Source organism: Bacteroidota bacterium, assembly GCA_016715945.1.
Taxonomy (GTDB): domain Bacteria; phylum Bacteroidota; class Bacteroidia; order Bacteroidales; family F082; genus JALNZU01.
Window position 1 is genome coordinate 357,464 of the sequence record JADJXJ010000001.1, and the last position, 22,118, is coordinate 379,581.

The window sequence follows — 22,118 nt, forward strand, 5'->3', positions numbered from 1 at the left end:
TTTGCGGCCTGCCGGGATTTCTCAACTGTGCTATGGTAATGTCCTCCTAAATTTGTGAATACTCAGTTTATTTATTCCTTGTCAACAATGGATACTTCTTCCAGAATGCGGTTTGCGAAAGCTTCCAGCGTGAAGGTGCCAAGGTCGCCTTCGCCCTGTTTGCGCACCGATACCGTGCCTTCCTGCTCCTCTTTCTCTCCCACAATCAGCATGTAAGGTATCTTCCTCAACTCTGCATCCCTGATCTTCCGGCCGGTCTTTTCGCTTCGCTCGTCAATCAGGGCGCGAATATCGGAATTTTGCAGATATGTCAGTACTTTGTTGGCGTAGTTTGCGTATTTTTCGCTGATAGGCAGGATGATAACCTGTTCGGGCGCAAGCCAGAGCGGGAATTTTCCGGCACAATGCTCAATGAGTACGGCTACAAAACGCTCCATGCTGCCGAATGGCGCCCGGTGAATCATCACCGGACGATGCTTCTCGTTGTCCGGTCCGATGTACGACAGATCGAAGCGCTCGGGCAGGTTGTAGTCCACCTGAATGGTTCCCAGCTGCCATTTCCTTCCAAGCGCATCCTTGACCATGAAATCCATCTTGGGGCCGTAGAATGCAGCTTCGCCCTCCACAGCAATGGCATTGAGTCCTTCTTCTTCGGCCACTTCCATGATAGCACGCTCGGCCTTGTTCCAGTTTTCTTCCGAGCCGATGTATTTGGTGGGATTGTTCGGATCGCGCAGCGAGATTTGAGTAACAAAGTCTTTGAAATCCAAAGCTTTGAATATGCGCATGATAATCTTGATCACCCCTTTGAACTCATCCTTGATCTGGTCGGGGGTGCAAAAGATGTGGGCGTCGTCCTGTGTGAAACCTCTCACCCTGGTCAGTCCGTGAAGCTCTCCGCTTTGCTCGTAACGATACACGGTGCCGAACTCGGCATACCTGATGGGCAGGTCTTTGTATGAGTGGGGCTTGTGGGCGTAAATCTCGCAGTGGTGGGGGCAGTTCATGGGTTTGAGGAAAAACATCTCGCCCTCCACAGGTGTGGTGATCGGCCGGAATGAATCCGAACCGTATTTTTCGTAGTGCCCCGAAGTCTTGTAGAGGTTGACATTGCCGATGTGGGGGGTGATTACGGGCTGATATCCGGCTTGTTTCTGCACCTTGCGAAGGTAGGCTTCGAGGCGTTCGCGGAGCTGGGCGCCCTTGGGCAGCCACAACGGCAGACCGGCACCTACATTTTGGGAAAAAGTGAACAGTTCCAGCTCTTTGCCCAGCTTGCGGTGGTCGCGTTTCTTGGCCTCCTCGAGCAGGGCAAGGTATTCCTCAAGCTCTTTGGCTTTGGGAAAGGTGATGCCATACACCCTGGTGAGTTGCTTGCGCTTTTCGTCGCCACGCCAGTAGGCACCGGCAATGCTGGTGAGCTTCACAGCTTTGATGAAAGAGGTGTCGGGCAGGTGCGGACCACGGCAGAGGTCAGTAAAAGTGCCACTTTTGTAAAAGGTGATGGTACCGTCCTGCAGCTCGCTGATCAGCTCCAGTTTATATTCATCGCCTTTCTGGCCGAAATAGCGCAGGGCGTCGTCTTTGCTCACTTCTTCGCGCACAAAGGCTTGTTTTTCGCGGGCAAGCTGTATCATCCGTTTTTCCACCTCGGCCAGCTCGGCTTCGGTAAGCACCCTGTCGCCCAGGTCAATGTCGTAATAGAAACCGTTCTCAATGGCGGGGCCAATGCCAAACTTTACCCCGGGGTACAACTGTTCGATGGCTTCGGCCATCAGGTGAGCTGAAGAGTGCCACATGGTTTCTTTTCCTTCCGGATCGTCCCAGGTGAGCAGTTGCACTTTGGCATCGTGATATATCTTGCGTGTGGCATCCCATACCTCGCCATTCACTTTCACGGAAAGTACGTTGCGCGCCAGTCCCTCGCTGATGCTCCGGGCGATGTCCAGTCCGGTTACCCCGGGCTCGTATTGTCTGACGCTGTTGTCGGGCAGTGTGATGTTGATCATGAGTGCAGTTTGGAAAAACGGCTGCAAAAGTACGAAATATTATCGTTAATCCGTTAAAACCAAAGCCATTCGATAAATTTGCCTGTCAATTTTTTCTCTTTTCAAAAAGTACTCATGCACCAACTCCGCCCGGGCTGTCATCCCCTGTGCAGGGCCTGCCCTCACCGGCAGCTTTCTGCCGAACAGAGCCTGATGCAAAAACTGACCTTTCTGCGCCAGAAGCTGCATCCCTGGGCCAACCTGCTCATGCCGGTGCAAAGCCTGCCCGATGACCTGCGATGGGGCTATCGCAGCAAAACTACACTTGGAACGGCTTTCAGCAACGGACAGTGGACATGGGGGCTCTGGCGGGGCGACGACCTGCTGCATATTCCGGATTGCCCTGTCCATCAGCCTTATGTGAATGAGGTGTTCAAATTAGTGATGTCTGCACTCCCTGCTTACGATTTTGGGTTGCGCTGGCTCGTGTTGTCGGGGGCACAACTTACCCTGGTCATCAAAGACCGCAGAAATCCATTGGGCGACTGGCCGGAGGTTGCACTGTTTAAAGCTTTGACTGCCTGGGGTATCGAAGGACTTTGGCTGCATCTGAACCCCTCCACAGGTAAACGGATTTTTGGCAAGGGTGGATGGCAGCTGCTTAATGGAAGTCCGGTTTCGGTTGATAGTTTTGGATTGCGCTATGGTCCGGCTGCGTTTAGTCAGCTGATTCCCGAACTCTACCTCAAAGCTTTGCAGGCGGCTTTTGGTTTTTTTCAACCCGACGAGGGCATGGCGGTGGTGGATCTGTATTGCGGCACAGGCAGCAGCATGAAACGCTGGTCCGAAGCAGGGGCCAGGGTCATTGGCGTGGAAGCAGCGCCCGAGGCTGCCAGGCTTGCTGCCCTGAACCTTCCGGACGTCACCGTGCTCACCGGAGCCTGCCGCCAGAGGTTGCCACAACTCGACCTCTGGTGCAGAGAACAATTAGCCGAGGGTCGGAGCCTGGTTCTTTACGCCAACCCCCCGCGCATGGGCATCGAAACCGAAGTGATGGAGTGGATCGTGCAAAAAGCCCGACCCCTGAAACTGGCTTACCTTTCCTGCAGTCCCGGAACACTCTCGCGCGACCTGAAATTGCTCTGTGAAGGTGGATATCAAATACACAGCCTGCTGCCGTTCGACTTTTTCCCACAAACACGGCATGTCGAAACCCTTGCACTGCTCAGCCTGAGTTCCTGATTCGGGGAATTGCCCGGATGTCAGTCGGGCGCTTTTTCGAGTCGTACACGTCTGAAATCGAGCAGGTTCGACGGGTTGGCCTGCATTCCCTGAACCTCGCGCTGCACAAACCGCATCACTTCGTCGTAAAACAAGACCACCACGGGCGCCTGTGCCATCACAATGCTGTCCATTTGCCGGTAAAGCCCTGCCCGGCGCTCCGGATCGTTTTCCTGAAGCGCCTGCAAATAGAGCTTATCGAATTCTGCATTTGAGAAGTGGGTGTAGTTTGGCCCTGCAGGTGTGTGATTGGGGCTGTAAAACAGCGACATATAGTTCTCCGCATCGGGATAATCTGCTACCCACGAGGCGCGGAATGCCTGCAGTTTGCCTTTCGAGCGCAGCTCCCTGATGGTGGCTGCCGGTTGCACCTCGATGGAGGGATTCAGGCCAAGGGACTGCAGCTCGGCCTGAATAAACTTCAGCAAATCGGCATATTCAGCTGTGGTGCTGATGGTAAATCTGGCGCCTGATAGCCCGGCCTCCTGTATTAATTGTCTGGCTGCCTGAGGGTTATAGTTGTAGCCTGCGTGGGGCAGATGTCCCGGCAGCCCGTATGGAATCATGCCTCCGTGGCCGGGCAAACCGGTGTTGTTGCGCAGGTAACGCAGCATCTTTTGCCGGTTGATGCCCATGTTGATGGCTTTGCGGAGTGCAGGCTGTTTCAATGGTCCGGATATGGCTGTATCGCCCAGATAAAACCCAAGGTATTCGGTGTTCAGAAATGGCTGACGGATCAACCGGAGCTTCCCGGCCACCTTTTCGCGCAATTGCCCGTTGCGTGTGAGCAATTCATCTTTGTAACGTGAATCGACACCCGACATGAAGTGAAACCTTCCTTTCATGAATTCCATGAAGGCGATTTGCCTGTCGGTGAGAAACCTGATGGCGATCCCATCGAGGTAGGGCAACTGCCGGCCCCGATCGTCATGCTCATGGTATGTGGGGTTGCGCCTTAGCACCAGCTTGACGCCGTCTTTCCAGAATGCAAACAGGAAAGGCCCGGTGCCCACCGGACGACGCCCGAATGCATCGCCTTCTGCTGCAACCACTTCATGAGGAATCACTGCCGCATACATCATGCTGAGCATCCCAAGAAATGGCGGAAAGGGTTTGATGAGCTCAATCTGCAACAGGCTGTCGTTCAGCGCGCTGATCATTGGGGTGCCTTCGCTGCGCTTTACATAAGCCAAAATCCATGCACCCGGAGAAGCAGTGGAAGGGTCAGCTAGTCTGCGCAGGCTATATGCGGCATCCCCGGCGGTCAGTTTGCGGTCGTGCCCCCCGAAAGCAGGATGAGGATGAAAGTACACATCGTTGCGAAGTACAAAGCGGTAAACCAGCCCGTCGTCCGATATCGTCCAGCGCCTGGCAAGCCCGGGAACTATGCGCATCTGGCTGTCGGCCTCCACCAGGGTGTTAAACAGCTGATTGCAGGCCCAGATGTGTGGCAGGTCTTTTGCAAAAGCGGGGTCAAGTGTGCTCAGGCCTGCCGATTCGTTGTAGCGGAATATGTTATCCGGCGCGGGCGCTGGTTTTTTACATGAGGCAAGTCCCAGGAGCATGAAGGCTGGAATAAGCCAGGCTAAAACCTGTAGGGTGCAATTACTCTTCCACTTGACTTCTGCCATCATGCCACCGGATTGATAAGGCAAACATAAGCAAATGGGCGATTTGATGCCCGATTGAAGTCCGGAGCTGGTTGTAAAATGTATCAGATCGCTTTGCGGCCAAGCGCACGGGCCTTCTCCAGCCAGGCGTTTCTTTTCTTTTCTCCGGCAAAGCGTACCGAACTGATGGTGAAGGTGCGCACCGGACGGATGCCGCAGAAATGCAGCACTGCCTGCCGCAACGATCGGTAGGCCGGGGCACCAAGCACCATAAAATAATACCACTTCGGGTTGTCCATGGTCATGATCAGGCGTGCCGACTTTCCGGTGAGCAGTTTGTCTGGAAACCGATGCCCGTTGTTGTAGCGAAATGCAAAGCCGGGGAGAAATGTCCTGTCGATGAATCCTTTGAGCAGGGCAGGGTAGGTGCCCCACCAGTTGGGGAAAATAAATACAAGATGGTCGGCCCAGGATATTTGCTGCTGGGCTTCGGCAAGGTCAGGTTCCAGTTGCTGGTTGCCCCGGTAACCCTGGCTGAAGTTGAGGTCGAATTTCAGCTTTTTGAGCACCAGCCTCCTTACGGCGTGACCGGCTTCCTCCGCAGCATTGGCATAGGCTTCGGCAACGAGGTCGGCAAAGGCATCATCCACCGGATGACCGTGAATGAGCAATATGTTTTTTGTCATTGATTGAACTGAATGGCGTTTTTAACTTTTTCCGCCTGCAATGCCAGTTCCGGCACCTCGATCATATGGTCCACGTATTTGAATTCCAATCCTTCGATGTAGTCGGGCCGGATGTCGGCTATGTCGCGTTTGTTGCCCGACGACAGAATGATGGTGTGTATCTTACCGCGTTTGGCAGCGAGGATTTTCTCCTTGATGCCACCCACCGGAAGCACTTTCCCGCGCAGGGTGATCTCGCCTGTCATGGCAATGCTCGGCTTCACCAGCCGCTGCGTGAATGCCGAAGCCAGCGCAGTGAACATGGTTATACCGGCGGAGGGCCCGTCTTTTGGCGTGGCGCCCTCGGGTACGTGGATGTGCACATTCCACTTTTCGAATACCTGTGGGTCGATTTCCAGCTGCGACGCATGTGCCTTGAGGTATTCCAGGGCAATGGTGGCCGATTCCTTCATCACGTCGCCCAGGTTACCCGTCAGCCTCAGTTCGCCTTTGCCGCGGCTCAGGCTCACCTCCACAAACAGGATTTCGCCTCCGTAGGGGGTCCAGGCAAGGCCTGTGACCACACCCGGTACCTTAATGGCTTCGTCGGGTTTTTCGTGATAGATAGGTACACCCAAAGCTTTTTCAAGGTCGGCCACGCTCACTTTTTTGTCGTATGCCTCACCCATGGCCACATGTTTTGCCTTGCTGCGCACCAGCTTGGCGAGATGTCTTTCCAAAGAACGAACACCCGATTCGCGGGTATAATCTTCGATGATGGTTTCTATGATTTGCTTGCTGAAACTGATTTGCGATGCGGTTAAACCATGCTCCTTAACAAGTTTGGGCAGCAAATGTTTTTTTGCGATCTGATATTTTTCCTCCAGCAGATAGCCCGACAGCTCGATGACTTCCATGCGGTCGCGCAGGGCCGGATGAATGGTGCTGAGGTTGTTGGCTGTGGCAATGAACATCACCCGCGAGAGGTCGTATTCCACTTCCAGAAAGTTGTCGTAAAACTTGTTGTTTTGTTCAGGGTCGAGCACTTCGAGCAGCGCAGCCTGGGGGTCGCCATTGATGTTGTTGCCGCTCACCTTGTCTATCTCGTCGAGCACGAAAACCGGGTTGCTCGTACCTGCTTTTCGCAGGCTCTGGATGATGCGGCCGGGCATGGCCCCGATGTAGGTCTTCCGGTGGCCCCTCAGTTCCGCCTCATCGCGCACCCCGCCCAGCGACATGCGCACATATCTCCGGCCCAAAGCCTCGGCTATCGACTTGCCCAGCGATGTCTTTCCCACACCGGGAGGGCCTGCCAGACAAAGGATGGGCGCCTTCATGTCGTTCTTGAGCTTATACACTGCCAGGTGCTCGATGATGCGCTCTTTCACCTTTTCCAGACCATAGTGGTCGCGGTCGAGGATGCGCTGCGCATGCCTGAGATCGAAGTTGTCTTTCGAATATTCGTTCCAGGGCAACTCGACCAGGTACTCAAGGTAGTTGAACTGTATGCCATACTCAGCCACCATGGGGTTCATGCGCTGAAGCTTAGTCAGCTCGCGTTCGAAAACTTTCTGCACCTCGGCGCTCCATTTCTTCTTTGCAGCACGCTCGCGCAACGAGGCAATCTCCTGTTCGTGCGGCGCGCCTCCAAGTTCCTCCTGTATGGTCTTGAGCTGCTGGTTCAGGAAATAGTCGCGCTGCTGCTTGTCGATGTCCACCTTTACCTTGCTCTGGATCTGATTTTTGATCTCGAGCATCTGCAATTCTTTGCTCAGGTATTCAAGTACTTTGATGGCCCGCTCGCTGATGCTTTTAATTTCGAGCAGCTGCTGCTTTTCCTGCTGACTGATGTTGAGGTTGTTCGACACAAAGTGCACCAGAAACGCCGGGCTTTCGATGTTGTTGATGGCAAATGACGCTTCGGGGGGCAGGTTGGGCGACTTTTCGATAATTTGCACGGCCACTTCCTTGATGCTCTGGATGAGCGCCACAAAGTTTGCATCGGTTTGCGAGGGTTCATCGTCACCGTACGATTCCACCCTGCCTCTGAAATAAGGCTCATCCTGGGTGATCTCGAGCAGCCTGAAACGTTTTTTGCCCTGTATGATCACAGTGGTGTTGCCATCGGGCATCTGCAGGGTGCGCACAATATGTGCCACAGTACCTACCTCGTGCAGGTCGGAGGCAATAGGGTCTTCGATGGCTGCATCCCGCTGGGCAATGACCCCGATGATCCGCTCTTTGCGGTAGGCCTCCCGGATGAGCTTGATCGACTTGTTGCGACCCACGGTGATGGGAATCACCACTCCGGGAAACAACACTGCATTGCGCAGGGGAAGTATGGGCAGGTCTTCGGGCACCTGCTCGGCATTGAACTGTATCTCCTCTTCGGCCGAAAGCAAGGGGATGAACTCTGCATCGCTGTCGAGCAGGTCGGAAACTGACAAAAAGTTGTTGAATATGCTGTTCATGAATGTCGTTTTGTCAAAATGTCACAGTGTCCATGCGCCTGGCATGGCATCTGACAATTAAAGTATCCCACCAGGCCTGGAAATGCTGCATTTCCGGATGGTGGAATATTGCAGGATCAAAGCTTGTGCCAGAATAATCAGGCCCTGCGGTTTTTGAATGTCTGATTGAATACCTCGGTGAGAATGGCTTTTTCGGTGGCATCGAACACCTTATTGCGGCGTTCGTACATCTTTTCGATGGTTTTGAAGGCCTTGCGCAGGTCGTAGTCAATGAAGCCCTGAGTGCCACCCCAGGAGAACGATGGAATGAAGTTGCGCTGGAAGCCCGACCCAAAGATGTTGGTGCTCACGCCTACCACCGTGCCTGTATTGAACATGGTGTTGATGCCGCAGCGCGAGTGGTCGCCCATGATGGTGCCGCAAAACTGAAGGCCGGTGTTCACAAAGCATTCTTCGGCATAGTTCCAGAGCTTGACTTCTTCGTAGGTGTTCTTGAGGTTCGAGGTGTTGGTATCAGCCCCGATGTTGCACCATTCGCCTATCACGCTGTGGCCCAGGAAGCCGTCGTGGGCCTTGTTGCTGTAGCCGAAAATGACGGAGCTGTTCACTTCGCCGCCCACCTTGCTGTAAGGGCCGATGGTGGTTGGGCCGTATATCTTGGCGTCCATCTTGAGCACGCCATGCTCGCACAGGGCAAATGGTCCGCGCACCTTGGCGCCTTCCATCACTTCGGCATCCTTGCCAATGTAGATTGGCCCCGTGGAGGCATTGAGGATGGCAAACTCCACTTTGGCGCCCTCTTCGATGAAGATGTTCTCCGGATTTATGCAACGGTTGGTCGGACTGATGGGGGCCGACTTCCGCCCTTTGGTGATCATCCTGAAATCGTCCAGAATGGCCTGACCGTTTTTGTTGAAGATGTCCCAGGTGTAATATATCTTGGTCACTTCTCCCACGAATTCAATCGTTTCGCCCTCTTCCTGAGCCTCCGACGAGCGAAGGGCTTCGCCGCTCAGACAACTGGCCAGCAGGGTTTCATCTCCTTTCACCAGCGATTGTCCGACTTTGAGCATATGAATGGCTTCGATGAGCTCGGGTGTGGGCAGGATGGAACCGTTGATCAACAGGTTTTCTTCGGCTTCGACCAGCGGAAACTTGGTGCTCAGGTAACCCTCGGTCAGTGTGCTGGTTTTTGCTCCCAGCATGTATTCCCACTTCTCCCTGATGGTGAGTATGCCCACACGAATGTCGGCTACCGGACGGGTAAATACAAGCGGCAGGAGGTGGTTGCGGGTCGAACTGTCGTAGAGGATGTAATTCATGGGATGAGATAGCTAGCTGGATTTAACATGACAAAATTAGCAATTCTTGCCTCAATATACGCAAAAATGCTTTGATTGAAAGCAAAAAAGGCTGTCAGTAGCATTGACAGCCTTTTTTGCAATAAAGTTGCAAATGTTATTTGATTTTGCTTTCGTAATGCTTCTTGTAGCGGTTCTTGAACTTGTCCACACGACCGGCGGAGTCAACAAGTTTCATCTTGCCGGTATAGAACGGATGCGACATATGCGAAATTTCGAGCTTTACCAGCGGGTATTCCTTGCCATCCTCCCACACGATGGTCTCCTTGGTCTTCACAGTGGAGCGGGTGAGGAAGCTGTAATCGTTGGACATATCCTTGAATACAACGAGGCGATAGTCTTTAGGATGAATGTCTTTTTTCATGGGAGTCGAGACTTTTCTGATTTAGGGCTGCAAAATTAAATCTTTTCGCTGAAATACAAGCACAATAGCATAAATTTTTCTCAACCAGCCAGACCGGCCAGAAATTGCATGGTGTCGGTACCGTCGGCATAATCCCACACCGAGGGCAATTGTGCCTGACCGAATGCAAAACTACCCTCGTACCAGCCGCCTTCCGAAACCACGCACTGAATCTTGTCGCGGTTGGCGGCAATAAGATTGTCGATGTCGTCCTTGTGCTTGTAATGGCTGTAATGAACCACACTTACGCCTCCGGAAAGTTTTTCGTCGGGGATGAGCAGGACGAAGCCGTTGTCGTGATGTGGCAGTTTGTTGATCAGGCAGATGGCCTTGTGGTACTCGTAATTGTTGAAATATTTGTGGTGGTCGCGCAAATGGCGCCAGGGTTCAAAAGCTTCGAACAGCAATTCGGGCTGGTAAGCTTCGGGCAGCAGCAGGTGCGACACGCTGCGGCAGCCCAGGCCAAAATAACTGAAGATGTCGTCGGCCAGGCCGGAAAGGGAAGCGGTGGTCTCACTGCCCCGGACGATCCCCAGGCTGTTGCGGTTGCGCCGGATGATGTGAGGCACATGCGAAAAATAATAGTCGAAATAACGTGAGGTATTGTCGCTTCCGGTGGCAATCACCGCATCGTAATGTCGGATCTGGCCGTCGGTGAAGACGATATGGTTTGTAAACCGTGGTTCGGTTTCGCAAAGCATCCGTGCTAGGGCTGGCAGCAGCTGCCGGTCGTCGGTGGAGAGCTTGCCCAAAAAGCGGTGCCCGCTCATGAGCACACTCAGAAAGTCGTGAAAACCTACCGCCGGGATGTTGCCTGCCATAATCACCGCAACTGTCCGCGCAGCAGCTGGTTGCTGCTGCACGTAGGCAGCAGCCCAGGCCATCAGCTCGTCCACCTGCAGCATGCGCGCAATTCCTTTTAATGCAAGCATTTGATTATCAATAGTAAACCAGTTGTTCGACTGGTAGGCTTGTGTCATGGCATTTGCGAGCTCAGCGTATTTTTCGGTCGGGAGCTTGCCGCTAGCCTCGCAGTTATGCAGAAAGTCCTGCAATTGGCCGCCGAGTTGCGCAAAGGCTGCCACCCTTGCCTCTAATTCAATCATGTTCCGGTGGGTTTGAAATCGTTTGCAAAATTAGCCCGAATTCTGTCGTTAAGCTTTTAACAAAAGCCTTAATTCCTATATTTGCAGCAAGAAACAATAATTGTATAACGCAAAACCTGCAGTCATGAAGAAACACAATTTCTACGCCGGACCTTCCATTTTACCGGCTTATACCATTGAGCAATCCATAGCCGCCATCCGCGATTTTGAAGGCATGGGCCTCTCGCTGCTCGAAATCAGTCACCGCAGCAAGCAGTTTGTGGCAGTAGTAGACGAGGCTGTGGCATTGTTCAAGGAAATACTCAGCATACCCGAAGGCTACTCGGTCATCTTTCTGGGTGGTGGTGCCAGTTTGCAGTTCTGCATGGTGCCTTACAATATGCTGAACAACAAGGCTGCTTACCTCAATACGGGCGAATGGGCCTCCAAGGCCATCAAGGAAGCCAGATTGTTCGGCGAGGTGGATGTGGTTGCTTCATCGGAGGCTGCCAACTTCAACTACATCCCGCGTGGCTACACCATTCCGGCTGATGCAGACTATTTCCACATCACCACCAACAACACCATTTATGGCACCGAGATTCTTGAAGATATTGACTCGCCGGTGCCGCTCGTTGCCGACATGTCGTCGGATATCTTCAGCCGCCCGGTGGATGTGTCAAAGTACGCCATTATATATGGTGGCGCACAGAAAAACCTGGCGCCTGCCGGTGTAACATTTGTTATTATTAAAGACGAGGTGCTTGGCAAGGTGGACCGCAAAATTCCCACCATGCTCAACTACAAGACGCATATCAGCAAGGAATCCATGTTCAACACCCCGCCGGTGATGCCGATCTATGCTGCCCTTCAAACCCTTAAATGGCTGAAGATGATGGGCGGTGTGGCCGAAATGGAAAAGCTGAACAAGCGCAAAGCCGAGTTGCTCTACAGCGAAATTGACAACAATCCTTTGTTCAAGGCTACCATTGCCAATCCGGCCGACCGCTCGCGCATGAATGTGTGCTTTGTGATGAACGAGGGCTATACCCATCTGGAGGAGGAGTTCAACAAATTTGCTTCGGCCAGAGGCATGGTGGGCATCAAAGGTCACCGCTCGGTGGGCGGCTTCAGGGCCTCGCTCTACAACGCACTGCCTTACGAAAGCGTGGAAGCATTGGTGGCCGTGATGCAGGAATTTGCATCCATGCACAAGTAATAACTTCAAAATCAGATGGTCATGCATAAAGTTCTGGTAGCAACTGATAAGCCATTTGCTGCATCGGCAGCAGCGCAGATTCGTGCCATACTCGAAGAAGCCGGTTACACCTGCACTTTTCTGGAAAAATACACCAGCAAGCAACAGCTGCTCGATGCGGTGGCCGATGCCGAAGCGCTGATCGTACGCAGCGATATTGTGGATGCAGAGGTCATTGCCGCTGCACCCGCACTCAAAATTGTGGTCAGGGCAGGGGCTGGCTACGATAACATTGATCTCAAGGCTTGCACCGAAAAAGGAGTGGTGGCCATGAATACCCCCGGGCAGAACAGCAATGCCGTGGCTGAGCTGGCTTTTGGAATGATGATCTATCAGATCAGGAAGCAGTTCAGTGGCGCTTCGGGTACCGAGCTCATGGGAAAGACCCTGGGTATTCATGCCTACGGAAATGTCGGGAAGCATGTGGCCCGCATTGCAAAAGGCTTTATGATGGAAGTATATGCCTTCGATCCGTTTGTGGAGCCCGCGGCTATGGAAGCTGATGGTGTGAAACCGGTGGCTTCGGTTGAGGAGCTATACAGCAAAAGCCAGTTTGTTTCGCTGCATATCCCCGCCACAGCGCAAACCAAAAAGTCAATCGGCTTCGAACTCCTCTCGAAAATGCCCAAAGGCGCCATGCTGGTCAATACGGCACGAAAAGAGGTGATCGACGAAGAAGGCCTGAAACAGATGTTTGCCTCGCGCGCCGATTTCGCCTACGTGTCGGACATTGCGCCCGACTGCGCAGCCGAACTGGAGGCCTACAAAGGAAGATTTTTCTTCACACCCAAAAAGATGGGTGCCCAGACCGAGGAGGCCAACAACAATGCCGGTATGGCAGCCGCAAGGCAGATTATCGGATTTTTCGAACATAATGATGTGAGGTTCAAAGTGAATTGATTATTTAAGTTCCTATCTTCGCAACTTACTGAACCATAACAAACCAGATACTATGACCGACGCATCTAACAAACCGATTACCTTTTTCCGTTTCGAAGATTTGCGTGTGTACCACAAAGCGCTTGATTACGGGGTTTGGGTGCAGAAAACTGTGCAGCAGTTTCCTGACAGCGGCAAAAGTCTTGCAGCGAGCTTCTGCGAAACATCCCGCCGCATTCCCCTGTTCATTGCCGAAGGCTCTGCCCGCGAGAAATCCGCTTTCATCAATCATCTGAAAGAAGGAAAAAGTGCCATCCGGGCCTGCCTGGTCCTTTCGACCCTGGCCTACCGGCATGGGTTTATCAGTGATAGCGAGGAGGACGACTCACGCAATCAGCTCATGGAACTTACCAAGATGATCGGCGCCCTCATCACCTCGCTTCAAAAAAGCAATGCCGGTCCGCATGACCAGGTAGAAGATGAGTTTTTTCCGGCAAGGAACTGGTAATCAGTTAGATCCGGCCGGTTTGCAGGATGCAGATTGATTTCAATCCGCCTGAAGTTTTATTGTCTGATAAAAATTGAAAAGATATGGCAATACTGAAAGCTTTTAGAGGATGGAGGCCACCGGTGGAAATCGCCAAAATGCTGGCATCCAGACCTTACGACGTGCTCGATAGCAAGGAAGCACGCGTGGAGGCCGAGGGAAACCCCTACAGCCTTTTGCATATAATCAAACCTGAGATTGACCTTCCGGAGGACGTCAATCTTTACAGCCAGGAGGTATACGACAAGGCGAAGGAAAACTTCGCCGCATTTCGCGAAAAAGGCTGGCTGGTGCAGGACCAGCGCGACCACCTCTACATCTATGCCCAGACCATGAATGGTAAAACCCAGTATGGCATAGTGGGTTGCGCTGCAGTGGACGACTACCTCAACAACGTGATCAAAAAGCACGAGCTCACACGTCCCGACAAGGAGGAAGACCGCATGAAGCACGTGCGTGTGACCAATGCCAACATGGAACCGGTGTTTTTTACCTATCCGGCTAATGCCACCCTCGACGGGATGATCGCCGACTTTGTGAAGAACAACGCTCCGGTGTACGATTTTGTGGCCGACGATGGCTTTGGCCACCATTTCTGGGTGATCGAAGACGAAGACATGATCCGGCAGATCATCGAAATCTTTGCTACTTTCCCCTCACTTTATGTGGCCGACGGACACCACCGCACCGCTGCTGCAGCCCTCGTTGGCAGGGAGCGCCGGCTGGCCAATCCCAACCACAGGGGCGATGAAGAATACAATTTCTTCCTTGCCGTAAACTTCCCCGACAACCAGCTCACCATACTCGACTACAACCGGGTGGTGACCGACCTGAATGGCATGAGCGCAGAAGAGTTTCTTGAAAAACTCAAAAACAGCTTCGAAATCACGCCCAAGGGAAAAGAGATCTACAAACCCTCGCGCTTGCATGAGTTCTCGATGTACCTCGGCGGCCAATGGTATGCCCTGGTAGCAAAAGAAGGTACCTACGACGATCACGATCCTATCGGCGTGCTCGATGTCACCATCCTGACCAACCAGGTGCTGGAGCCTCTGCTGGGTATCGACGACCTGCGCCGGTCGAAACGTATTGACTTTGTGGGAGGTATTCGCGGGCTTGCCGAACTCAGCCGCAGGGTGGACAGCGGCGAGATGGCCGTGGCTTTTGCGCTCTATCCCGTGAGCATGAAACAACTGATCGACATTGCTGATACAGGCAACATCATGCCACCCAAAACTACCTGGTTCGAGCCAAAGCTGCGCTCCGGACTGGTGGTGCATACGCTTGACTAAACCTCACAAACATTAAACGTATGGAAGCAAAAGAAAAAGTGCTTGAAGCCATGCGCAAGCATGGACAGCCGATGCGTCCGGGCGACATTGCCCAGGCAACCGGCATAGACAAGAAAGAGCTGGATAAGATTATCAAAGCGCTTAAAAACGAAGATCTTATCTACTCTCCTGTGCGCTGCTTCTATCAGGCGAAGTAAGTCTGGGTGCTCGTTACTCGTTACTCGTTGCTTGTTGCTTGGTGCGGGTGACGGGTGACGGGTTGCGGGTTACGGGTTACGGGTTACGAGTGACGGGTGAAGGGTTACGGGTTGCGGGAAGGTGGATTCAAGGATTCCTGATTCATAGATTCAAAGATTCAAGGGGGTAAGAGTTGCGGGATAGGCTTGGTGATCAGGATGAAGTGGGGGGAGTGGAAGATAAGATGCGCCTGTTTCCTGTGTGGGTAAGGGGAAGTGGCAGGTAAGGAGTTGATTAACAACTGTTATCTGCCGGATGAAGCCATTGTCCGACACCTGATACATCAGATGACCAAAGAATTCAACTACCTCCGTGCTTTTGAGAACCACCTGCGATTGCAGAAGGGTTTGGCCGACAACAGTGTGGAGGCCTACCTGCACGATGTGCGCATGTTGATGAGCTTCCTGAGCCGGGAGGCCGAGAGCTTCAATCCGGCGGATATCGGTTTGCAACAGCTGAAAGATTTCCTGCGCACGGTAGTTGATCTTGGGCTGAGCAGCACTTCGCAGGCCCGTTTGCTGAGCGGCTTGAGGGCGTTTTTTCGCTTTTTGCTGCTCGAAGGCATGGTTACAACCGACCCTTCTGCTTTGCTCCAAGCTCCCAAACCGGGCCGCAAACTCCCTGAGGTACTCGACTATCCGGAGATCGAACGCATGCTCGAGGCCATTGACCTGAGCATGCCGTCCGGACATCGCAACAGGGCAATACTGGAAGTGATGTATGCATGCGGGTTGCGGGTGTCGGAGGTTGTGAGTCTGAAAATCAGTGAGATATATCAGGAGGACGAGTTTATCAGGGTGGTAGGCAAAGGCGATAAGGAGCGCCTTGTTCCCATCGGACGCAGCGCCCTGCATGCCATGAATATCTATATCACCCAGATCAGGACTCACCAGAAAGTCAACCGCAGGTCATCAGATATTGTGTTCATTAACAATAGAGGCGGAGCGCTCAGCCGGCAAATGGTTTTTCTGATGATCAAAGACCTGGCAGCAAAGGCCGGCATTCAGAAGCGCATCAGCCCGCACACCCTGCGGCATTCGTTTGCCACACATTTGCTTGAGGGAGGAGCCGACCTTCGGGCGGTGCAACAGATGCTCGGGCACTCCTCCATCACAACCACCGAAATATACACCCATATAGACAGGGCTTTTCTGCGCGAGGCAGTGGTGCGCTACCATCCCCGCTCAAGAAGTTTGTAGGCCAATTTGCAGCCCTTTCTTAAAAGGCTTAAAAAAGCCAATTTCAGGGCAAAAATCAGCGTATGTAATCGCTGTAGTGGATGTGCCGTCAGGAAGGAAAACAACTCAGGATGAGCGTGTTTTTGTTGTTGCAGGGCAGGGGGGAAGCGTCGTCCATACAAATTTTGGCACCGGGCCTGGTTAAAAACGTTGAGGGATTCCTGAGTTTTCCAGCGGCATAGAAGGTAAGCGCAGCGACTGCTACACTCTCGAAGTGATTGTGGACGGGCTTAGATGTTACACAAGTGTTTATCAAAAAGCAAGAGTGGCGATGGATGAGGGGTTGCCACCGGGGACAACCTTGAGTTGCGCAGGGCAATGGTTTACGGGTAGGTCTGCTTAGGTCGCAGGCTAATGAAGGATGATATGATTGATGTAGCCTTTCCATGTCGAAAATTTTCCACTAAAAAGTGGCAGGATTTGCTCCGGAATTACTGGCAGGGTTTAATCAGGATTGGTCAGATGTCAATTCCAACCCCATGCGCTAGGGCACAAAAATTATCCTCTCGTAAAGCGAAAGCTTGTAGTACTCAAATCGCAACTCTAAGAAAACAATTCATTCAAAATGAATACATTATAGTTGGATAGCTGCGCGTTGGGCTAAGGTGAATACTATTGTTCACTTCAAAATACACAGCGGAGCACCGTAATTCCTCAAAAATTTATTCCATCAGCCACGGCAGAAAAGTTTTATGCTTTTGTACCTGATTTGTTTCAAAAAAACCAACTCACAAAACAAATTCATGGAAATTTTCCACTGTTATGCATTTGAAGTTAGCTCCATAATTTTCAACCCAGGTCCTGGGTGGTTTTGTCTTTGCTTTCCTGAATTTGATCTCGAAGGCATATAGCTTACCCTGGTATTCTTCAACATAATCTATCTCTGCACCAGTGTAGGTTCGCCAGAAATAGGATGAGGCATGAACCTGGTTATAGGAAAGAAGCTTCAAGCGCTCGGCCACCAGGAAATTTTCCCACATGGCGCCTGTGTCATTACGAAAATTCAAACCCAGGTGGTTATTTAGCAAACTGTTTCTTATTCCCAGATCCCAGAAATAAATCTTGTGGCGCTTGCTGATCTCTTTGCGGAGATTGCGGCTGAAACCACCCAGCCGGAAAATAATAAACGATTGCTCAAGCAAATCAATATAATTTGATACTGTTTCCTGGCTTATGCCGAGATTCTGACCAAGCTCGGTCAGCGAAACCTCAGAACCTATCTGTAATGCAAGCATTCTTAGCAGCCTGACAAGGGTTGAGGTGTTTTTAATAAAGGACAATTCAAAGATGTCTTTAAAAAGGTAGGATGAGGATAATTCCCGCAGGTGCTTTTCTTTCTGATGCGATGAGGAGAAGTGGAAAACTCCGGGATACGTGCCATAAATCATAAACTCTTCAAGCCTGTTCTGAAGCTCAAAAACATTCCAATGTTTGCGTAGTTCAGCAAGAGACACCGGATACAAAACATGACTGCTGGTTCGTCCCGTAAGTGGTTCTTTCACCTTTCCGGCAAGATCAAATGATGAAGAACCGGTAACAAGCAATTTTAAAGCTGGGAAATTATGGTGAAGGATTTTAAGGTTGATTCCGATTTCGGGAATTCGCTGTGCTTCATCAATAAAAACTACATCATAGCCTTCGATGAGTAATCCAAGCTTTTGTGCATCACGCGAAGAAAGCACATCATGATAACGAAGTTCGTCAGCATTTATCCTGAGGATTTTTCCGGTGATTGTGCTAAGCACATCCTCCGAAAGTGTGGTTTTTCCAGTCTGGCGCGCTCCATAGAGTATAACAATTTTATTGCCCTCTGTTAGTTCACTTTTTATCCGATCAGCTAAAAGCCTTTCTATCTTCTTCATACTTACGCGATTGTTGCTACAAATATACTAAATTTATCGTTAATCTACAAATTGTACCTTATAAATTCACGTTAATTTATAAAGTTTGAAGATCGTGGATTTGTATATCAGGTATGCGCCTGGCGGCCATAGTTCAGGAAGTTCATCCTAACAGGCTCGGGAGAGCACTGTGGTTGTGTTTAAATTATTCCAATTGCAGCTGTCTGTCAAAAACAGACAGTTTCAGGGCAAAAATCAGCGTACTTAATCCCTGGAGTGGATGTGCCATCAGGTTTGGATACAACACAGGCTGAGCGTGTATTTGTTGTCGCAGGGCAGGGGGGAAGCGTCGTCCATACAAATTTTGGCATCGGGCCTGATTACAAATATTGAGGGATTCCTGAGTTTTCCAGCGGCATAGAAGGTAAGCGCAGCGACTGCAGTACTTTTGATGAGATTGTGAACGGGCTAAGATGTTGCATAGTGTTTATCATAGCGCAAAAGTGGTGACAGATGCAGGTGTTGCCACCGGGGACAACCTTGAGTTGCGCAGGGCAATGGTTTACGGGTAGGTCTGCATAGGTCGCAGGCCAATGAAGGATGATATGATTGATGTAGCATTTCCTTGTCGAAGATTTTCCACTTAAAAGTGGCAGGATTTGCTCCGGGATTACTGGCAGGGTTTCGTAAGGATTGGACAGATGTCAATTTAAACCCCCATGCGCAAGGGCACAAAAATTATCCTCTCGTAAAGCGAAAGTTTGTAGTACTCAAATCGCAACTCTAAGAGAACTACACATTCAAAATGAATGTACTAGAACCGGATGGCTGCATGTTAGGTTAACGCAAGAAATGCGCAGGGCGCTCCCCCTGAGGGAGGATTTCGTCGGGTGGACAAAGTGCTGGTGCTCAGAAATCGATGATGATGTTCCCGGATTCGTCCACATACACGCCCCAGTTGACTGCGAGCAGTTCGTCGCCGTCGTAAAACAGGTCGAGCAGGGCATCTTCGAAACTCAGGCGGAGCTCGCCTTCCTCTTCTTCCAGTTCATAGGTCGCAAAGCCATTCTCTTTCATCAGGCTGATGATCTCGTTGCGGCTGAGGCTGAAAATTTTTTTGCCATATAAAAGGGCTTCGATGTCGTCGGTTTCGAAGCATGAAAGTATCGGTTGGGAAGTGCCCTCGAAAAAAACCGACAAACTCATGTCCCAGTAATGCAGCACAATGGTATTCATCTGGTCGTCGGTGTCGAGGTGGTCAATTTCTTCGGGTTCGCCAAGCCTGGCGATGAGCTCTTCTACCGGAAGTCCGAAGGGTATGCCGGAACAGCCTTTCAAAGGTTCAATGATGATGGCCTCTTGGTCCATAGGATGGTTTTGGTTTACGAGCCCCTAAAATAAAGTTATTCGAAACACACAAGCAAAATTTTTTTGACAAATTTTTCAGGCAAACCTGATGGCCCGGGCGGGAGAGATCCGGGTGATGATTTGTGTGGGTATGAGCAGGCTGGCCAGCCAGAGCAGGAGCGTTCCAGCATTGATCATAGCCAGGTGCCAGAGGCTGAAATATACCGGCACATGGGTGAGATAATACGATTCTTCGGGCAGGGTGAAAATCCTGAAGTGCAGTTGCGATTGAATGAGCGCAATGGCAATCAGGTTGCCCCAAAGCATACCCCGAAGGAGAATTCTGGCCGATAGGATCAAAAATGTACGTTTGATGAGCTTGTTGTCAGCGCCCATGGCCTTGAGCATACCGATGGCTGAGGTGCGTTCGAGGATGAGAATGAGCAGGGTGGAGATGATGGTGATACCCGATACCAGCACCATCAGGATGATGATGATAATCACATTCATGTCCTGCAGGTCGAGCCAGTCGAAGATGTGGGGGAAACGTTCACGGGCAGTTTGTGTGGTGAGTTCGGCCGGAAGACTGAAATAGAGCTCTTCGGCCACCTGGTCAATTTTACTGATGTCGTGCAGGCTGATCTCGAGGCTACCCACCATGCCTTCTTCCCAGTTGTTCAGCCGGCGGATGTGACGAATGTGGCAAAATACATAACGCTCATCAAATTCGGCCAGACCGGTCTGATAGATGCCGGCCACTTCAAAACGTCGTCCCCTGGCGGCTGGTGGTTCGCCACTTACAAACCACATGCGCAGTGCATCGCCGGTTTGCAGGCCAAGCCTGCGCGAGAGCTCGGAGGAGATCAAAACCATGTTGGCCTGGCTGGAATCGGCAAAATCGGGAATGAAGCCTTCGACAAGGTATTGCCCGAGATACGACCAGTCGTAGCTGTTGTCCACGCCTTTCAGCGCAACGCCCTGAATCTGATCCTGAGTTTTGACCAGTCCGGGTTTTTGTGCCACAGCCTGCACCGCGCGGATATCGGGATGTGCGCGTAGGGTCTGAAGCAGTTTGTTGTCGGGTACAAAGGGCGTCTCTTCGTAGGAGAAATTGGTCGAGAGGGGTTCGATCTCTATATGGGCCACAAATCCGATCACCTTGTCGCGGATCTGCTGTTTGAAACCGACCACCACAGCCACCGACAGCACCATCACCGCCAGGCCGAGCGCCACGCTGAACACCGCCAGCCTGATGACGCCTGCGCTCATTCCGCCTCTGCGCCGGCGGAGCATACCCCGTGCAATAAAAGTCTCGAGCTGCATGTTATCTTTGCGAGGCAAAAATAGACAATGTTTAAGTTACACACCCTTTCTGCCCTTTTCCTGCTGTTTTTGATGCCATCGTGTGCCACAGCACAGAAAACCTATGTGACTCCCCGTCTTGTATCCTACAACCAGATCACTCCGGGGGCGCATCGCACCAGTGAGTATTTTCCTTTGCTCCAAGGCCGCAATGTGGCTGTTGTGACCAATCAGACCGGTATCATCGGCCGGAGGCACCTGGTGGATGTGCTGCGCGAGTCAGGCATCAAGGTGGTGAAGATTTTTACGCCTGAGCATGGTTTCCGGGGCGACCAGGATGCGGGTGCATGGGTGGAACATTCGAAAGACCCGCAGACGGGTCTGCCTGTCATCTCATTGTACGGCAGGGATAAAAAACCCAAAGATGCCGACCTGAAAGATGTTTCAGTCATTCTCTTCGACCTTCAGGATGTGGGGGTGAGGTTTTACACCTATATCTCCACACTCACCTACGTGATGGAAGTTGCCGCTGCCAACGACATTCCCGTGGTGGTGCTCGATAGGCCAAACCCCAACGGCTTTTATGTGGATGGCCCTGTGCTTGAGCCAGAGCGCCGTTCGTTTGTGGGTTTGCATCCTGTGCCGGTGGTTTACGGCATGACCATAGGCGAGTATGCCCTGATGGTGAATGGCGAAGGCTGGCTCGGGAATGGGCTGCGCTGCCGGCTCACTGTTGTGCCGCTGCTTGGTTACCAGCGCGATATGATTTTTCAGTTGCCGGTGCGACCCTCGCCTAATCTGCCCGACTGGAAGTCGGTTTACCTGTATCCTTCCTTGTGTTTTTTTGAAGGCACAGTGGTGAGCGTTGGACGGGGAACACCCACCCCTTTCCGTGTGTACGGTCATCCCCACATGGAAAAGGGGAGCTTCAGCTTTACGCCGGTTTCTACGCCGGGAGCAGCGCTTAATCCACTGCATATGAATGTGTTGTGTCACGGACAGGACCTCACAGAATTTGCCGAAAATTTTGCTGACCACAAACCTCAACTCCGGCTGGAATGGCTGCAATCGGCCTACCGTCAGCTAAGCGGCAGGCACAGGTTTTTCAATAATTTTTTCGATAATCTGGCGGGCAATTCCAGCCTGCGCGGGCAAATTGCCACCGGACTGCCTGAAGATCAGATCCGCCAAAGCTGGCAGCCAGGCCTGCAACAGTTTTTGCAGCTAAGGAAGAAATATCTGCTTTATCCGGATTATGAGTAACCCCTCGGCCAGGAGCGTGTTGCTTGTTTTTTTGGATTTTTATCAGGACT

At 51.8% G+C, this 22,118-nt stretch carries 18 protein-coding genes; 8 read left to right on the forward strand and 10 right to left on the reverse strand.

Annotated features, from left to right (window positions below; genetic code table 11):
* Nucleotides 1–71 precede the first annotated feature (71 nt).
* Complete coding sequence (gene thrS, locus IPM52_01285; protein ID MBK9290257.1) at nt 72–2,009, reverse strand: threonine--tRNA ligase; 1,938 nt, start codon at nt 2,007–2,009, stop codon at nt 72–74.
* 114 nt (nt 2,010–2,123) lie between these two features.
* Here thrS and IPM52_01290 point away from each other — a divergent pair, with 114 nt between their 5' ends.
* On the forward strand, nt 2,124–3,230 hold the full coding sequence (locus IPM52_01290; GenBank protein ID MBK9290258.1) for a hypothetical protein: 1,107 nt from the start codon (nt 2,124–2,126) through the stop codon (nt 3,228–3,230).
* Nucleotides 3,231–3,250: 20 nt separating this feature from the next.
* Here the strand turns inward: IPM52_01290 and IPM52_01295 are convergent, their stop codons facing one another.
* From IPM52_01295 to IPM52_01320, 6 genes are all read right to left on the reverse strand, one after another.
* Entirely contained in the window at nt 3,251–4,900 is a 1,650-nt protein-coding gene (locus tag IPM52_01295) for an ABC transporter substrate-binding protein (GenBank protein MBK9290259.1), read from the reverse strand.
* Nucleotides 4,901–4,983: 83 nt separating this feature from the next.
* A complete protein-coding gene (locus tag IPM52_01300) occupies nt 4,984–5,565 on the reverse strand; it encodes an NAD(P)H-dependent oxidoreductase (protein MBK9290260.1) in 582 nt (193 codons plus the stop codon).
* Nucleotides 5,562–8,015: an endopeptidase La gene (gene lon, locus IPM52_01305; protein ID MBK9290261.1), complete on the reverse strand. Its 2,454-nt coding sequence runs from the start codon at nt 8,013–8,015 to the stop codon at nt 5,562–5,564. The genes IPM52_01300 and lon overlap by 4 nt, the downstream gene beginning before the upstream one ends.
* 137 nt (nt 8,016–8,152) lie before the next feature.
* The gene (locus tag IPM52_01310; protein ID MBK9290262.1) at nt 8,153–9,337 is read right to left on the reverse strand and encodes a GlmU family protein; all 1,185 of its coding nucleotides are present in this window, start codon (nt 9,335–9,337) and stop codon (nt 8,153–8,155) included.
* Nucleotides 9,338–9,473: 136 nt separating this feature from the next.
* Nucleotides 9,474–9,740, reverse strand: coding sequence for a type B 50S ribosomal protein L31 (locus tag IPM52_01315; GenBank protein MBK9290263.1), 267 nt, complete (start codon nt 9,738–9,740; stop codon nt 9,474–9,476).
* 80 nt (nt 9,741–9,820) lie between these two features.
* Nucleotides 9,821–10,882: an acyl-CoA reductase gene (locus IPM52_01320; GenBank protein ID MBK9290264.1), complete on the reverse strand. Its 1,062-nt coding sequence runs from the start codon at nt 10,880–10,882 to the stop codon at nt 9,821–9,823.
* Nucleotides 10,883–11,009: 127 nt separating this feature from the next.
* On the opposite strand from IPM52_01320, the gene serC reads away from it, so the two are divergent.
* The 6 genes from serC to xerD all read left to right on the forward strand — a co-directional run bounded on the left by serC (nt 11,010) and on the right by xerD (nt 16,276).
* Nucleotides 11,010–12,083: a 3-phosphoserine/phosphohydroxythreonine transaminase gene (gene serC / locus IPM52_01325; protein MBK9290265.1), complete on the forward strand. Its 1,074-nt coding sequence runs from the start codon at nt 11,010–11,012 to the stop codon at nt 12,081–12,083.
* Between the two features lie 21 nt (nt 12,084–12,104).
* Complete coding sequence (locus IPM52_01330) at nt 12,105–13,022, forward strand: 3-phosphoglycerate dehydrogenase (GenBank protein MBK9290266.1); 918 nt, start codon at nt 12,105–12,107, stop codon at nt 13,020–13,022.
* A 52-nt stretch (nt 13,023–13,074) separates the two neighbouring features.
* On the forward strand, nt 13,075–13,509 hold the full coding sequence (locus IPM52_01335; GenBank protein ID MBK9290267.1) for a four helix bundle protein: 435 nt from the start codon (nt 13,075–13,077) through the stop codon (nt 13,507–13,509).
* Nucleotides 13,510–13,592: 83 nt separating this feature from the next.
* Nucleotides 13,593–14,840: a DUF1015 domain-containing protein gene (locus IPM52_01340; protein ID MBK9290268.1), complete on the forward strand. Its 1,248-nt coding sequence runs from the start codon at nt 13,593–13,595 to the stop codon at nt 14,838–14,840.
* Nucleotides 14,841–14,860: 20 nt separating this feature from the next.
* Nucleotides 14,861–15,037 carry a MarR family transcriptional regulator gene (locus IPM52_01345; protein ID MBK9290269.1) on the forward strand — a complete coding sequence of 59 codons (177 nt, stop codon included), beginning with the start codon at nt 14,861–14,863 and terminating at the stop codon, nt 15,035–15,037.
* A gap of 327 nt (nt 15,038–15,364) precedes the next feature.
* Nucleotides 15,365–16,276 carry a site-specific tyrosine recombinase XerD gene (xerD, locus tag IPM52_01350; GenBank protein MBK9290270.1) on the forward strand — a complete coding sequence of 304 codons (912 nt, stop codon included), beginning with the start codon at nt 15,365–15,367 and terminating at the stop codon, nt 16,274–16,276.
* Between the two features lie 767 nt (nt 16,277–17,043).
* On the opposite strand, the gene IPM52_01355 is transcribed toward xerD, so the two are convergent.
* The 3 genes from IPM52_01355 to IPM52_01365 form a co-directional block, all read right to left on the reverse strand.
* Nucleotides 17,044–18,177 (reverse strand): ATP-binding protein, encoded by a 1,134-nt coding sequence (locus IPM52_01355; GenBank protein ID MBK9290271.1) that lies wholly within the window; start codon nt 18,175–18,177, stop codon nt 17,044–17,046.
* Nucleotides 18,178–19,065: 888 nt separating this feature from the next.
* Nucleotides 19,066–19,524 (reverse strand): hypothetical protein, encoded by a 459-nt coding sequence (locus IPM52_01360; GenBank protein ID MBK9290272.1) that lies wholly within the window; start codon nt 19,522–19,524, stop codon nt 19,066–19,068.
* A 75-nt stretch (nt 19,525–19,599) separates the two neighbouring features.
* Entirely contained in the window at nt 19,600–20,844 is a 1,245-nt protein-coding gene (locus tag IPM52_01365; protein ID MBK9290273.1) for an ABC transporter permease, read from the reverse strand.
* Between the two features lie 9 nt (nt 20,845–20,853).
* Here IPM52_01365 and IPM52_01370 point away from each other — a divergent pair, with 9 nt between their 5' ends.
* Nucleotides 20,854–22,068 (forward strand): DUF1343 domain-containing protein, encoded by a 1,215-nt coding sequence (locus IPM52_01370; GenBank protein ID MBK9290274.1) that lies wholly within the window; start codon nt 20,854–20,856, stop codon nt 22,066–22,068.
* The last annotated feature ends 50 nt before the right edge of the window (nt 22,069–22,118 follow it).